14 protein-coding genes are annotated in these 12,163 nt (G+C 72.6%); 11 read left to right on the top strand and 3 right to left on the bottom strand.

The annotated features are described in order from the left end of the window. The first annotated feature begins 70 nt into the window (after nt 1-70). A complete protein-coding gene (locus tag ACZ7PG_RS27805; RefSeq protein WP_470241991.1) occupies nt 71-493 on the top strand; it encodes a nitroreductase family deazaflavin-dependent oxidoreductase in 423 nt (140 codons plus the stop codon). A gap of 4 nt (nt 494-497) precedes the next feature. Here ACZ7PG_RS27805 and ACZ7PG_RS27800 read toward each other — a convergent pair whose 3' ends face one another. Continuing rightward, nucleotides 498-1,769 (bottom strand): FAD-binding oxidoreductase, encoded by a 1,272-nt coding sequence (locus tag ACZ7PG_RS27800; RefSeq protein ID WP_470241990.1) that lies wholly within the window; start codon nt 1,767-1,769, stop codon nt 498-500. Nucleotides 1,770-1,839: 70 nt separating this feature from the next. Between ACZ7PG_RS27800 and ACZ7PG_RS27795 the strand changes: the two genes are divergently transcribed. From ACZ7PG_RS27795 to ACZ7PG_RS27785, 3 genes are all read left to right on the top strand, one after another. Next, on the top strand, nt 1,840-2,718 hold the full coding sequence (locus tag ACZ7PG_RS27795; RefSeq protein WP_470241989.1) for a LysR family transcriptional regulator: 879 nt from the start codon (nt 1,840-1,842) through the stop codon (nt 2,716-2,718). Nucleotides 2,719-2,868: 150 nt separating this feature from the next. Beyond that, complete coding sequence (locus ACZ7PG_RS27790; RefSeq protein WP_470241988.1) at nt 2,869-3,666, top strand: oxygenase MpaB family protein; 798 nt, start codon at nt 2,869-2,871, stop codon at nt 3,664-3,666. Nucleotides 3,667-3,714: 48 nt separating this feature from the next. Next, on the top strand, nt 3,715-4,674 hold the full coding sequence (locus ACZ7PG_RS27785; RefSeq protein WP_470241987.1) for a DNA polymerase domain-containing protein: 960 nt from the start codon (nt 3,715-3,717) through the stop codon (nt 4,672-4,674). 6 nt (nt 4,675-4,680) lie between these two features. Here ACZ7PG_RS27785 and ACZ7PG_RS27780 read toward each other — a convergent pair whose 3' ends face one another. After that, nucleotides 4,681-5,439, bottom strand: a complete 759-nt coding sequence (locus ACZ7PG_RS27780) for a CDP-alcohol phosphatidyltransferase family protein (protein ID WP_470241986.1) — start codon at nt 5,437-5,439, stop codon at nt 4,681-4,683. A 78-nt stretch (nt 5,440-5,517) separates the two neighbouring features. Between ACZ7PG_RS27780 and ACZ7PG_RS27775 the strand changes: the two genes are divergently transcribed. From ACZ7PG_RS27775 to ribA, 6 genes are read left to right on the top strand one after another with little or no spacing between them, the layout of a single operon-like run. Continuing rightward, nucleotides 5,518-6,480, top strand: coding sequence for a zinc-dependent alcohol dehydrogenase (locus tag ACZ7PG_RS27775; RefSeq protein ID WP_470241985.1), 963 nt, complete (start codon nt 5,518-5,520; stop codon nt 6,478-6,480). Between the two features lie 31 nt (nt 6,481-6,511). Continuing rightward, the gene (locus tag ACZ7PG_RS27770; RefSeq protein ID WP_470241984.1) at nt 6,512-6,910 is read left to right on the top strand and encodes a 6-pyruvoyl trahydropterin synthase family protein; all 399 of its coding nucleotides are present in this window, start codon (nt 6,512-6,514) and stop codon (nt 6,908-6,910) included. Beyond that, nucleotides 6,907-7,974, top strand: coding sequence for a glycosyltransferase family 4 protein (locus ACZ7PG_RS27765; protein WP_470241983.1), 1,068 nt, complete (start codon nt 6,907-6,909; stop codon nt 7,972-7,974). The genes ACZ7PG_RS27770 and ACZ7PG_RS27765 overlap by 4 nt, the downstream gene beginning before the upstream one ends. Continuing rightward, nucleotides 7,971-8,849, top strand: coding sequence for a methyltransferase domain-containing protein (locus ACZ7PG_RS27760; protein ID WP_470241982.1), 879 nt, complete (start codon nt 7,971-7,973; stop codon nt 8,847-8,849). The genes ACZ7PG_RS27765 and ACZ7PG_RS27760 overlap by 4 nt, the downstream gene beginning before the upstream one ends. Further along, on the top strand, nt 8,846-9,865 hold the full coding sequence (locus tag ACZ7PG_RS27755; RefSeq protein ID WP_470241981.1) for a lysylphosphatidylglycerol synthase transmembrane domain-containing protein: 1,020 nt from the start codon (nt 8,846-8,848) through the stop codon (nt 9,863-9,865). The genes ACZ7PG_RS27760 and ACZ7PG_RS27755 overlap by 4 nt, the downstream gene beginning before the upstream one ends. Then, entirely contained in the window at nt 9,862-10,524 is a 663-nt protein-coding gene (gene ribA, locus ACZ7PG_RS27750; RefSeq protein WP_470241980.1) for a GTP cyclohydrolase II, read from the top strand. The genes ACZ7PG_RS27755 and ribA overlap by 4 nt, the downstream gene beginning before the upstream one ends. Here the strand turns inward: ribA and ACZ7PG_RS27745 are convergent. Then, nucleotides 10,510-11,208: a creatininase family protein gene (locus ACZ7PG_RS27745; protein WP_470241979.1), complete on the bottom strand. Its 699-nt coding sequence runs from the start codon at nt 11,206-11,208 to the stop codon at nt 10,510-10,512. The two genes, ribA and ACZ7PG_RS27745, sit on opposite strands and share 15 nt — an antisense overlap. Nucleotides 11,209-11,237: 29 nt before the next feature. Here ACZ7PG_RS27745 and ACZ7PG_RS27740 point away from each other — a divergent pair, with 29 nt between their 5' ends. Continuing rightward, nucleotides 11,238-12,038, top strand: coding sequence for an inositol monophosphatase family protein (locus ACZ7PG_RS27740; protein WP_470241978.1), 801 nt, complete (start codon nt 11,238-11,240; stop codon nt 12,036-12,038). Nucleotides 12,039-12,163: the final 125 nt, after the last annotated feature.

Below are 12,163 nucleotides of genomic sequence, written 5' to 3'. Positions count from 1 at the left end.
CAAAGGCTTCTCGTCTCCCGAGCCTACCTCGGGGCACGAACGAGCGTACCGGCCAGAAACAGGGGATCCCATGACTACGCCAGCCGACATGAACGACTTCAACACCCAGGTCGTCGAGGAGTTCCGGGCCAACGGGGGCAAGGTCGGCAACTACTTCGAGGGCAAGAACGTGCTCCTGCTCACCACGATCGGCGCGAAGAGCGGGCAGGCACGCCTCTCGCCGCTGGTCTACACCCGTGACGGGGACAAGCTCGTCGTCGCCGCGTCCATGGGTGGCGCCCCGAAGAACCCGGCCTGGTTCCACAACCTCGTCGCCAACCCGAAGGTCACCATCGAGGTCGGCACCGAGACCTTCGAGGCCACCGCCACCGTGATCGAGGACCGCGCCGAGCGCGACCGCCTCTACGCCGGCATGGTCGCGCACGCCGAGGGCTTCGCCGAGTACGAGACGAAGACCACGCGGCTCATCCCGATCGTCGTCTTCGAGCGCTGAGGCTTCAGCCGAACCTCCCCGCCGGGTCGTACTTCGCCTTGAGCTGCTTCAGCCGGGCGACGTCCCCGGCGGGGAAGGCCGCCGCCAGTTCCGCGGCGGAGTGCTCGCCGTAGAGGAACGGCAGCAGCCGGCCCGTCGACCACGGCGCCAGCGCGTCGAACAGCTTCGCGTGCGCGCGGCGGATCGGCTCGACGCCGTCCTCGACCACCGACAGCGCCCGCACCACGAACTCCGCCGCCGAGTCCCAGCCGACGCCGTCCGCGGCGCGGCGGGCCAGCTCGCCGCCGAGGCGGTCGATGATCAGCACCGTCTCCACCGGCGCGCCCGGGCCGGCGTGCTCGAGGATCGACCTCAGCATCCCGTCGTTCAGCACCTCCACCGTCGCGTTCGTCCCGTGGTACGGGTGCGGGTGCGGCGGGTCGCTCGCGATCGACCCCGAATCCGTGTACGGCAACCGCTTCAGCGTGTCCAGCAGCACCGGCGCGGCGGCTCGCAGCGGCGCCACCACCGAGTCGCCGTCGTCGCCGAGGTAGGCGATCCGGATGTTCGCGACGTGCTTCCCGCGGATCGGTTCCGGCAGGAACGGCAAGTCGGGCATCGGGACCACGGCGATCGACGTCGTCAGCTCGTCGGGCACGGTCATCGCCCACGTCCGCCACGCGCGCAGCACCGCCGGCAGGTCCGCGGCGTCGAAGTACAGCCCGCCGCCGTACAGCTCGGCCACCGGGACCAGGCCGAACTCCAGCGCCGTCACGACGCCGAAGCCGGCGCGGCCGCCGAGCAGCGCCCAGAACAGCTCGGACCCCGGCGTCACCGTGCGGAGCTCGCCGCCGGGGGTGACGACGTCGATCGCGCGCACGTGGTCGGCCGCGCGGCCGAACCGCCGCGCCATCAGCCCGAAGCCGCCGCTGAGCGTGTAGCCGACGACGCCGACGTCGGGCGACGAGCCGCTCAGCGGAGCCAGCCCGTGCTTCGCGGCGGCCTCGATCACCGCGCCCCAGCGGACGCCGGCGCCGACCCGGGCGATGTCTCCGTCGATCTTGACGTCGGTCATCCGGCGCGTGCTGATCAGCAGGCCGTCGGTGCCGGCGGTCAAGCCGTGTCCAGTGGACTGGACGGAGACGGACAGGTCGTGCTTGGCGGCGTACTTCACCGCGGCGACGACGTCGTCGGCGGTCTCGGCGGCGACGACCACCGCGGGTCGGGTGGGCACGGACGTCTGGAAACCGGCGATCTCTTCGGCGTAACCATCCTGGCCGGGTCGGAATGTCTGCATGTCTTCAGCTTCGAGCCGCGCTCGCCAGAAGTCCAAGATCTGGTGTGTCTACTTACTAGAATCAGTGCTTATGGAACTGCACCAGCTGGCGTACTTCGTCGCCGTCGCCGAGGAAGGCAACTTCACGCGGGCGGCGGAACGGCTGCACGTCGCCCAGCCCGGGGTGAGCGCGCAGGTCAAACGACTCGAGCGCGAGCTGGGGCAGGAGCTCCTCGACCGGTCGGGCCGCACGGTCCGGCTCACCGACGTCGGCGCCGCGGCGCTGCCCCACGCGCGGGCCGCGCTCGCCGCGGTGAAGGGGGTGCGCGAAGCCGTCGACGAGCTGGCCGGCCTGGTCCGCGGCCAGGTCGCGATCGGCGCGGTGACGTCGGCGGGCCCGGTGAAGCTGCCCGACCTGCTCGCCCGCTTCCACGAGCGCTACCCGGCGGTCGAGATCACGCTGTCCGAGGCGAACTCGGACACGATGCTGGCGGCCCTGCGCGAAGGCCGGCTCGACCTGGCGGTGGTCGGCCTGTCGACCGAGCCGCCGCCCGGCATCGCGACGCAGGTGCTGATCGACGAGCCGTTCGTGGCGGTGACTTCGGGGCTGCTGGCCGAGCACGCCGAGGTCGCGATCGCCGACCTGGCCGGGCCGCCGCTGATGGCGTTGCCGAAGGGGACCGGGCTGCGCACGGCGCTGGACGCCGCGTTCGCGCGCGAAGGGCTGACGCCGCGGATCGCGTTCGAGGCGGCCGACCCGAACGTCCTGGTGCAGCTCGCGAAGCGGGGGCTGGGGGTGGCGGTGGTGCCGGAGTCGCTGGCCCGCTACCACGAGGCGGAGCTGCGGGTCGTCACGATCGCGGGGCCGGGACTGCGCGGCGTGCTGGCGCTGGCATGGCGCACCGACGGCCCGTTGAGCCCGGCCGCGCGAGCCCTGATCGCGTTCGCCCGGGCGAGCTACCGCTCTTGAGGGCGGGCGGCGGCACGCGGTGCTGGTGGTGGCGCGCGATCGCTCGGGCGGCAGCTCGGCGCCGGCGGCGTTCGCGCGGGCGCTGACGATGTTCGCCCGGGCGAGCTACCGTTCTTGACACGTCGTCAACAGTGTCGTTCCCTGGAGGACGTGACGGACACCGCGCTCCAGGACGCCGTCGTCGGTGCCGGGCTGCTCGCCGGCAGCGCGAACGTGATCATGCAGCTCTCCCGCGCCCCCGTCGGGTACGGCGTGCTCGAGAGCAAGGTCGACAGCGGGAACCTCTTCCGCCACCCGGCGAAGCGGACGCGGACCACGCTGACCTACCTCGCCGTCGCCACCATGGGGACCGAGGCCGAGCGCGCCGCCTACCGGCGTGGCGTGAACCGGGCCCACGCCCAGGTGCACTCGAACGCCGAAAGCCCCGTCGCCTACGACGCCTTCGACACCGACCTCCAGTTGTGGGTCGCCGCCTGCCTCTACAAGGGCTTCGAGGACGTCTACCTCGCGTTCGTCGGCGGCGAGCCGGCGGACTTCTACGGCGAGGCCGCGGCGCTCGGCACGACGTTGCAGGTCCATCCGGAGATGTGGCCCGCCGACCGCGCGGCCTTCGAGGAGTACTGGGCGGCCGGGCTCGCCGAGGTCAGCGTCGACGACACCGTCCGCCGCTACCTCACCGACATCGTCGACCTGCGGTTCCTGCACCCCGCCGTCGCCGCGCCGGGACGGCGGTTCCACCGCTTCGTCACGACGGGCTTCCTGCCGCAGCGCTTCCGCGACGAGATGCGCCTGCCGTGGACGGCCGCCGACCAGCGCCGGTTCGACGCGTTCCTCGCCGCGCTCGGCCGGGTGACCCGCGTGCTGCCGGCGGCGGTGCGGCGGTTCCCCTTCAACCTCTGCCTCTGGGACCTGCGCCGCCGCTTGCGCGCCGGACGTCCGCTGGTCTGAGGCTCGCAGAGAGTTGACCGCTTCGCGCGCGGGCGCGAAGGTGGGCCGATGAGCAGCGACGAGGTCCGCCACGGCGTCAAGCTGAGCAGTCTCGACCAGGAGGTCTTCCCCGACGCGGGGGTGACCAAGCGGGAGTGGCTCGACTACCTCGAAGCCGTCGCCGACCGGATGCTCCCGGAGCTGCGCGACCGGCTGCTGACGGTGCTGCGGGTGCTGCGCGGGCAGGGCCCGTTCATGCAGAAGAACCTGCCGAAGTACACCCCGGACTGGGTCGAGCGGGTCTCGGTGTGGGCCGAGACGTCCAAGCGGGACGTCTCGTACGCGCTCTGCAACGACCTCCGCACGCTGATCTGGTTCGGCAACCAGCGGGCGATCGAGTTCCACACGTCGCTCCACCGCGGCGACCCGTCGCACGGGCCGACCCACCTGATCCTCGACCTGGACCCACCCGCCGACGGGCCGTTCTCCCTCGCCATCGGGGCCGCTTCGCTGGTGCGCGAAGCGCTGCACAAGGACGGGCTCGACGGCGCGCTCAAGACGAGCGGCTCCAAGGGTGTCCACATCTTCGTGCCGCTGGCGCCGGGTCAGTCGATGGAGGACATCGCGGCGGCGACGCGGGCGATCGCGGCCCGCGCCGAGCGCATCGACCCGTCGCTGGGGACGACGGAGTTCGTGAAGGACCGCCGCGAGGGCAAGGTGTTCCTGGATTCGACCCGGGCGGGCGGCGCGACGGTGGTGTCGGTCTACAGCCCCCGCCACCGGCCGGGCGCGCCGGTGTCGTTCCCGGTCCGCTGGGCCGACCTGGACGGCGTCAAGCCGGCGGACTTCACGGTGCACACGGCGCCGGAGTTGCTGGGTGACGGCGAGGACGCTTGGACGGCGGAGATGCCCGAGCCGTTCGTGCTGCCCGAGGACCTGGTGGCGGAGGGGCACACCATCCCGATCGCCCGGGTGCTGGCGATGCACGAGGGCAAACGCCGGGCCAAGGCCGCCCGCGAGTCCGGCTGAGGGCCGTCAAGCCGCCTGGTTGTGGCCCCGCCAAGCCGGGCCGTGCGGGCGGCGCAGCGTCGCGCGGGTGATCTCCACGATCCGGCCCGGCTCCGCCGCCACGCGGTGGCGGGCCAGCCACACCGTGTCCCGGCCGAACGACCACACCAGCGCCACCAGCGCCGCCACGACCAGGCCGAACGTCACCGCGAACGGGAAGATCCCGGAAACCGCCACGACCAGCACCACGCCCTGCACCGCGGCCACCGTCTTGCGGGCCATGCTCGGGTACAGCGGCGCCGTCAGCCACGGCAGGGCCCACGACGCGGCCACGAACGCGTACCGCATCAGGCCGATCGCCAGCACCCACAGCCCCAGCGTGCGGGACACCTGGATGCAGAGCAGCAGGATCAGGAACGCGTCGACCTCCATGTCGAACCGCGCGCCGAACTCCGACGCCGTGCCCGTGCGGCGGGCGACCTGGCCGTCGAAACCATCCATCGCCAGTGCCACCGCGACCAGCCCGACCAGCACCCAGAGCGGGTGACCGCCGTCGGCGATCAGCTCGGCCGCGCCGCCCACGAGGACCGCGCGGGCGAACGTGATCCAGTCGGCGGGCCCGAACTTGCCGCGGCCGCTCTGCCGCAGGCCCCAGCCCGTCAGCAGCACGAGCGCGACGCCGTACACGGTCCCGGTCGCCCAGGCGATCGGGGAGAGGAAGCCGGCCCCGGCGACGAGCGCCCACACCGGGACCGCCGAGCGTAGGAGAAGTCCGTTCTTGATCATCTTTTACTCCGCGAATCGGCACGGGTGCTCATAGGGTGGCGGCGACACCAGCCTCCGGTCGCCTGCAAGGGAGAACACGTGGAACAGGCTTTCTGGGTTCAAAGCCCCGGCGAAGGTGCCCTCCGTTCCGTGACCTTGCGCGAGCCGGAAGACGGCGAAGTGCGCGTCCGCACGCTGTTCTCCGGCGTCTCCCGCGGCACCGAAACCCTCGTCTTCCGCGGCGGCGTCCCGGCGAACCAGCACGACGTCATGCGGGCGCCGTTCCAGGAGGGCGAGTTCCCCGGGCCGGTGAAGTACGGCTACCTCAACGTCGGTGTCGTCGAGCACGGCCCGGCCGAGCTCAAGGGCAAGACCGTCTTCTGCCTCTACCCGCACCAGACCGCGTACGTCGTCCCCGCGAGCGCCGTCACGCCGGTGCCGGACGCCGTCCCGCCCGGCCGCGCGATCCTCGCCGGCACCGTCGAGACCGCGGTCAACGCCGTCTGGGACGCGAAGCCGAAGCTCGGCGACCGGATCGCGGTGATCGGCGCCGGCATGGTCGGTTGCAGCGTCGCGAAGCTGCTCCAGGGCTTCCCCGCCACCCGCGTGCAGCTGATCGACGTCGACCCTTCGCGGGCCGCGATCGCCGACGCCCTCGGGGTCGACTTCTCGACGCCGGAAGCCGCGAAAGACGGCTGCGACCTCGTCGTGCACGCGAGCGCGTCCGAGGCCGGCCTGGCCAAGGCGCTGGAGCTCCTCGCGCCGGAGGGCGAGGTCGTCGAGCTGTCCTGGTACGGCGACCGCCGGGTCAGCGTGCCGCTCGGCGAGAACTTCCACTCGCGCCGGCTGACGATCCGCAGCAGCCAGGTCGGGACGGTCGCGCGGCCCGACCGCGACTACGCCCAGCGGCTCGGCCTCGCCCTCGAGCTGCTCGCCGATCCGGCCTTCGAAGCGCTGGTCAGCGGCGAGTGCGTGTTTGAAGATCTTCCGTCCGTGCTACCCCGGCTGTCCGCGAATGAACTTTCCGCCCTCTGCCTCCGTGTCATGTATCAGCCGCAGTGACCACGTCCACCCGAACGCATCGGAGGTCTTGGTGTTCAGCATCACCGTCCGTGACCACGTGATGGTCGCCCACAGCTTCCGCGGAGAAGTCTTCGGACCCGCGCAACGCCTGCACGGCGCGACCTTCGTGGTGGATGCGACATTCCGCCGCGTCGAGCTCGACGAGGACAACATCGTCGTCGACATCGGCAAGGCCACGGAAGAGCTCGGGGCGGTGCTGAGCGACCTGAACTACCGCAACCTCGACGACGAGCCGGAGTTCAAGGGCATCAACACCTCGACCGAGTTCCTCGCGAAGGTCATCGCCGACCGCCTCGCCGACGCCGTCCACGCCGGACGCCTCGGCGAAGGCGCGCGCGGCCTCGAAGGCATCGCCGTCTCGCTGAAGGAATCGCACGTCGCCTGGGCGAGTTACGAGCGTGCGCTGTGAACACTCTCTACGTCGTTCTGCCCGGGGACGTCGACGACACGTCCGTCCCGAGCGGCGGCAACACCTACGACCGGCGGATGTGCGACCGGCTCACCGCGGCCGGCCTCGACGTCCACGAGATCGCCGTCGCCGGCTCCTGGCCGCGCCCCGACACCGAGGCCCGCGCGGTCCTCGGCCACCTGCTGTCCGCGCTGCCCACCGGGTCCGCGGTGCTGCTCGACGGCCTGGTCGCCTGTGGCGTGCCCGAGGTCGTCGTCCCGCAGGCGCGCCGGCTGTCGCTCTCGGTGCTGGTGCACCTGCCGCTGGCCGACGAGACCGGCCTGCCGCCCGCGCTGGCCGCCGAGCTCGACGCGCTCGAGCGCGAGACGCTGCGGGCCGCGAGCTCGGTCGTCGCGACCAGCGAGTGGGCCGCGCGCCGGCTGGTGAGCCACCACGGACTCGCCCCGCACCGCGTGCACGCCGTGCCGCCCGGCGTCGACCCGGCACCGCCGGCCATCGGCACCGACGGCATGTCGCGCCTGGTCTGCGTGGCCAACGTGACCCCGCGCAAGGGCCAGGGCGTGCTCGCCCAGGCCCTGGAAACCGTCGCCGACCTGCGCTGGACCTGCGAATGCGTCGGCGGGATCCGGCGCGAGACCAAGTACGTCGAGCGGCTGCGCGAGCACCGGCTCGGCGCCCGCTTCACCCTCACCGGTCCCCGGACCGGCGCGGCGCTGGACGCGACCTACCACTCCGCCGACCTGCTCGTGCTGCCCTCGCGCGGCGAGACGTTCGGCATGGTCGTCACCGAGGCCCTCGCCCGGGGCGTGCCGGTGCTGACCACCGACGTCGACGCGCTGCCCGACACCGTCGGCGTCGCGCCGGACGGCTCGGTCCCGGGGATGCTCGTGCCCGGCGACGACGTCGAGGCGCTCGGCGCGGCCCTGCGCCGCTGGCTCACCGAGCCGGAGCTGCGGACGCGCCTGCGCGCGTCGGCGAAGCTGCGCCGCGAGGCCCTGACCGGCTGGGACGACACGGCCCGCCGGATCGCCGACGTGCTGCAGCGGCAGGAGGCGGCGGCATGAGTGAGCTTGCGAGCGAATCGATCAGAACTGTGCGTAGCGGCAGCGAAGCGACCGCGTTCGCCCCCGAGTGGCTCTACCTGCGGGAACCCGCCGACGCCGCGGCCCGCGCCACCCGGCTCGTCGACACGCTGCGCGAGCACCTGCCGGAAGGCGACCTGGTCATCCGCGACCTCGGCTGCGGCACCGGCTCGCTCGGCCGCTGGCTGGCCGCGCGCCTGCCCGGCACCCAGCGCTGGATCCTGCACGACGAGGACGCGGAGCTGCTCACCCACGCCCGCACCGCCCTGCCGGCCACCGCGCTGGACGGCAGCCCCGTCGACGTCGTCACCGAGCAGCAGGACGTCACCGCGCTGCGCGCCGCCGACCTCGCCGGGACGTCGCTGGTCACCGCGTCCGCGCTGCTCGACCTGCTGACCGAAGCCGAGGTCACGGCGCTGGCCAGGGCGATCGTCGAAGCGGGCTGCGCGGCGCTGCTGATGCTCTCGGTCACCGGCCGGGTGGAGCTCTCGCCCGCCGACCCGCTCGACGCCGCCCTCTCCGCCGCGTTCAACGCCCACCAGCGCCGGCTCACCGGCGGGCGGCGGCTGCTCGGCCCCACCGCGGTGGACGTCGCGGCGACCGCGTTCGGCCGGCTCGGTGCCACCGTCGTCCGCGCCGAGAGCGCCTGGCGGCTCGGACCCGACCAGGCCGAACTGCAGCGTCAGTGGCTCGAGGGCTGGGTCGGCGCGGCCGTCGAGCAGCTGTGGGAGCTGCGCCCGGCCGCCGACGTCTACCTGCAGCGCCGGCTGGAAATGGCCGATGCCGGCGAGCTGCACGCGGTCATCCACCACGGCGACCTGCTGGTCCTGCCGCCGAGCCTGGAGGTGGCGGCGTGAAGCGCTTGTTCGCCTGGCTGCGCATCCTCGGCGCGTTGGCCATCCTCGGCGTCCTCGTCTGGCAGCTCGGCAGCGACGCCTTCCTCGACGGCCTCGGCCGGATCAGCACGCCCGGCGTGCTCGCCGCGCTGGTCATCGGCTTCGCGACGACGCTGTTCAGCGCGGGCCGCTGGCAGATCGTCGCCACCCGCCTCGGCCTGCGGCTTTCGCTGCGGACCGCGGTCTCCGACTACTACCGCGCGCTCTTCCTCAACGGCGTGCTGCCCGCGGGCGTCCTCGGCGACGTCCACCGCGCGGTGCAGCACGGCCGCGACTCCGGCGACGTGCCGCGCGGTGTGCGCGCCGTCGTCCTGGAACGCACCGCCGGCCAGCTCGTCCTGATCGCGTCCGCGGTCGCCGTCGTGCTGGCCGCGCCGGAAGCCGTCCCGGGCGCGTTCCGCGAGGTCGTGACCATCGCCGGGATCGTCGTCGTGCTGGCCACCGTCGCCGCGCTGGTCGCCGGCCGGCTGTTCGGCGGACGCTGGATCCACAGCGAGTCGAAGGTCCGGCGCGGCTTCGCCGTCACCCTCGCCGACCTGCGGCTCGGCCTGTTCACCCGCGAGACCTGGCCCGGCGTGGGCTTCCTGTCGGTCGCGACGCTGGCCGGGCACCTGGCGCTGTTCGTCGTCGCCGCCCGCGTCGCCGGCGTGGACGCGCCGGTCGGGCAGCTCGTGCCGCTGATGATCCTCGCGCTGCTGGCGATGGGTCTCCCGCTCAACGTCGGCGGCTTCGGGCCGCGCGAGGGCGTCTGCGCCCTGCTCTTCGGCGCGGCCGGTCTGGGGGCCGCCCAAGGTGTCACCGTCGCCGTCGTCTACGGCGTGCTCACGCTGGTCGCGAGCCTGCCCGGCGCCGGTGTCCTGCTCGTCCGGAGCGTCGCCGGGTTCCGCGTGACCCGCGCTCCGCACTCCGTTGCCGTACCCGCTCCGCGCACCGCGGCCGGCACCGGGATCGAATCGGAGATGGGAATCAAGTCATGACCGCAAGCGAAATCAGTGATCTTGTAGGGGATCTGCCGCACCGGCCCGTGGTCGAGCGGGTCGTCGAGACCCGGCTGCCGACCCGGCACGGGACCTTCCGCGCGGTCGGCTACCTCGACCGCGCCGGTACCGAGCAGGTCGCACTGGTCCACGGCGAGATCACCGAGCTCGGCACGCTGACCCGGGTGCACAGCGAGTGCCTCACCGGCGACGTCTTCGCCTCGACGCACTGCGAGTGCGGCGACCAGCTGGCGGCGGCGCTGGACCGGATCGTCGAGGAGGGCTCGGGCGTGCTGGTCTACGTCCAGGGCCACGAGGGCCGCGGGATCGGGCTGCTCGCGAAGCTCAAGGCGATGCGGCTGCAGGACGAGGGCCTCGACACGGTCGACGCGAACGTCGCGCTCGGCCTGCCGGTCGACGCCCGCGACTACCACGCGGCGGCGGGCATCCTGCAGGACCTGGGGGTCCGGTCGGTGCGGCTGCTGTCGAACAACCCGGAGAAGGTCGAACAGCTCACGCGCTACGGAATCCGGATCAGCGAGCAGGTTCCGCTGCTGGTTCCGCCGAATCCCGAGAGCCTGCGCTACCTCCGCACGAAGGCCGAGCGGATGTCGCACCTGCTCCCGCACCTGGACCAGGCCTTCTCAGCCGCCAAGTAGCGTCAGGACGCCGGCGAAGCGCTGGACCAGCGTGTCCAGCACCACGTGCCCCTTCGCCGCGCTCGCCAGCGAAGGACGGCCGACCACCCCCGACTCCGTGTACGGCCGCAGGCCCAGCGTCAGCAGGTGTTCCCGGTCGGTGACGTGGTCGGCGGTCTCGTGGCCGGACCGCACCAGCTGCGGGTGCGCGTGCAGCAGGATCGACGTCTCCAGCTCGCCGGCGTGCATGTCGTCGTCCAGCGACGTCCGGAGGCCGGCCGCGGTGTGCGCCGCCTGCCAGTCCGCGACGCCGGGGAACAACGCCATCGCGCCGCGCGCTTCCTGGACCACATTGGACAGTACGTAGTTGCCGCCGTGCCCGTTGACCAGCACCAGCCGCCCGACACCGGACGCGCTGAGCGAGTCCGCGATGTCGGTGACGACGGCGTGCAGCGTGCGGGCCGAGATGCTCACCGTGCCGGCCCACGCCGCGTGCTCGTGGGAGCACGAAATGGTGATCGGCGGCAGGTGGAGCACGGGGTGGGCGTCCGCGATCGCTTTCGCGAGGGTCGCGGCGATGACCGTGTCGGTCGCCAGGGGCAGGTGCGCGCCGTGCTGCTCGAAGCTGCCGACCGGCAGCACCGCGACCGCCGCGCCCCGCTCCTGCACGTCGACGGTGGTGGCGAGCGGGAAGAGATCGGTCATGGGCACGTCCCTTCACTAGGTTGGAAGTCATGAGCGAGCATGCCGCACTACTCGACGTCGCGCGCGAAGCCGTGGCGAAGGCGACGGAGATCGTCCGGTCGCGCCCGACTTTTTCCGTTTCGGCGAAAGGTGATCGCGACCTGGTGACCGACGTCGACACGGCGGTCGAGGACGCGCTGCGGGAGTTCCTCACGGCCGAGACGCCGGAGATCGGCGTCCTCGGCGAGGAGCGCGGCCGCAGCGGTGACGGCGGCGGCCGGTGGTGGGCGCTCGACCCGATCGACGGCACCGCGAACTTCGCCCGTGGAATTCCGCTCTGCGGGATTTCCCTGGCCCTGGTCGACGGCGAGCACAGCACGGTCGCCGCGATCGCCCTGCCGTACCTCGGGGTCACCTACACCGCCTCGCGCGGCGAAGGTGCTTTCGCGAACGGAGAGCGCGTCGGCGCGTCCACCGCGACGGAGATTTCGGACGCCATGATCGCGGTGGGTGACTTCGCGATCGGCCGTCTGGCGGAAGAGAAGAACGCGGCGCGGCTGCGGCTGCTGTCGGACCTCGGCGCGCGGGCGCAGAAGATCCGGATGCTCGGCACCGCGGCGATCGACCTCGCCTGGGTGGCGGACGGAAAGCTCGACGCCGCACTGATCCTGTCCAACAACCCGTGGGACACCATGGCCGGCGTGCTGCTCGTGCGCGAGGCCGGCGGGGCCGTCGTGGACCGCGACGGCACCGAGCACACGGTCGGTTCCTCGTCGACGATCGCCGTCGGTGCCGGGCTGCGCAAGGAGATCGTGGACGCACTTGATCGGGCGCACGGGGTTGTTCGTTAGGATTTGCGGGTACACGGTGGGCAGCGCCACAGCGCGCGATTGCGCTGTCCGCCCGAGGTTTTCGGCTACGTTGGTACCGGCTGGCGGATGATCCTGGCATGCTGGCCGGATCTCGTCGGCACACT

The organism is Amycolatopsis sp. NPDC114504 (genome assembly GCF_055633595.1).
This window is presented reverse-complemented; position numbering and strand designations above follow the sequence as displayed.

Excerpts from the sequence above, each read along its gene's own strand:
- ribA (WP_470241980.1), top strand. The coding sequence starts at position 9,862 with ATGACCGCAAGCGAAATCAGTGATCTTGTAGGGGATCTGCCGCACCGG.
- ACZ7PG_RS27795 (WP_470241989.1), top strand. The coding sequence starts at position 1,840 with ATGGAACTGCACCAGCTGGCGTACTTCGTCGCCGTCGCCGAGGAAGGC.
- ACZ7PG_RS27785 (WP_470241987.1), top strand. The coding sequence starts at position 3,715 with ATGAGCAGCGACGAGGTCCGCCACGGCGTCAAGCTGAGCAGTCTCGAC.
- ACZ7PG_RS27760 (WP_470241982.1), top strand. The coding sequence starts at position 7,971 with ATGAGTGAGCTTGCGAGCGAATCGATCAGAACTGTGCGTAGCGGCAGC.
- ACZ7PG_RS27745 (WP_470241979.1), bottom strand. The coding sequence starts at position 11,208 with ATGACCGATCTCTTCCCGCTCGCCACCACCGTCGACGTGCAGGAGCGG.
- ACZ7PG_RS27800 (WP_470241990.1), bottom strand. The coding sequence starts at position 1,769 with ATGCAGACATTCCGACCCGGCCAGGATGGTTACGCCGAAGAGATCGCC.
- ACZ7PG_RS27740 (WP_470241978.1), top strand. The coding sequence starts at position 11,238 with ATGAGCGAGCATGCCGCACTACTCGACGTCGCGCGCGAAGCCGTGGCG.
- ACZ7PG_RS27780 (WP_470241986.1), bottom strand. The coding sequence starts at position 5,439 with ATGATCAAGAACGGACTTCTCCTACGCTCGGCGGTCCCGGTGTGGGCG.
- ACZ7PG_RS27805 (WP_470241991.1), top strand. The coding sequence starts at position 71 with ATGACTACGCCAGCCGACATGAACGACTTCAACACCCAGGTCGTCGAG.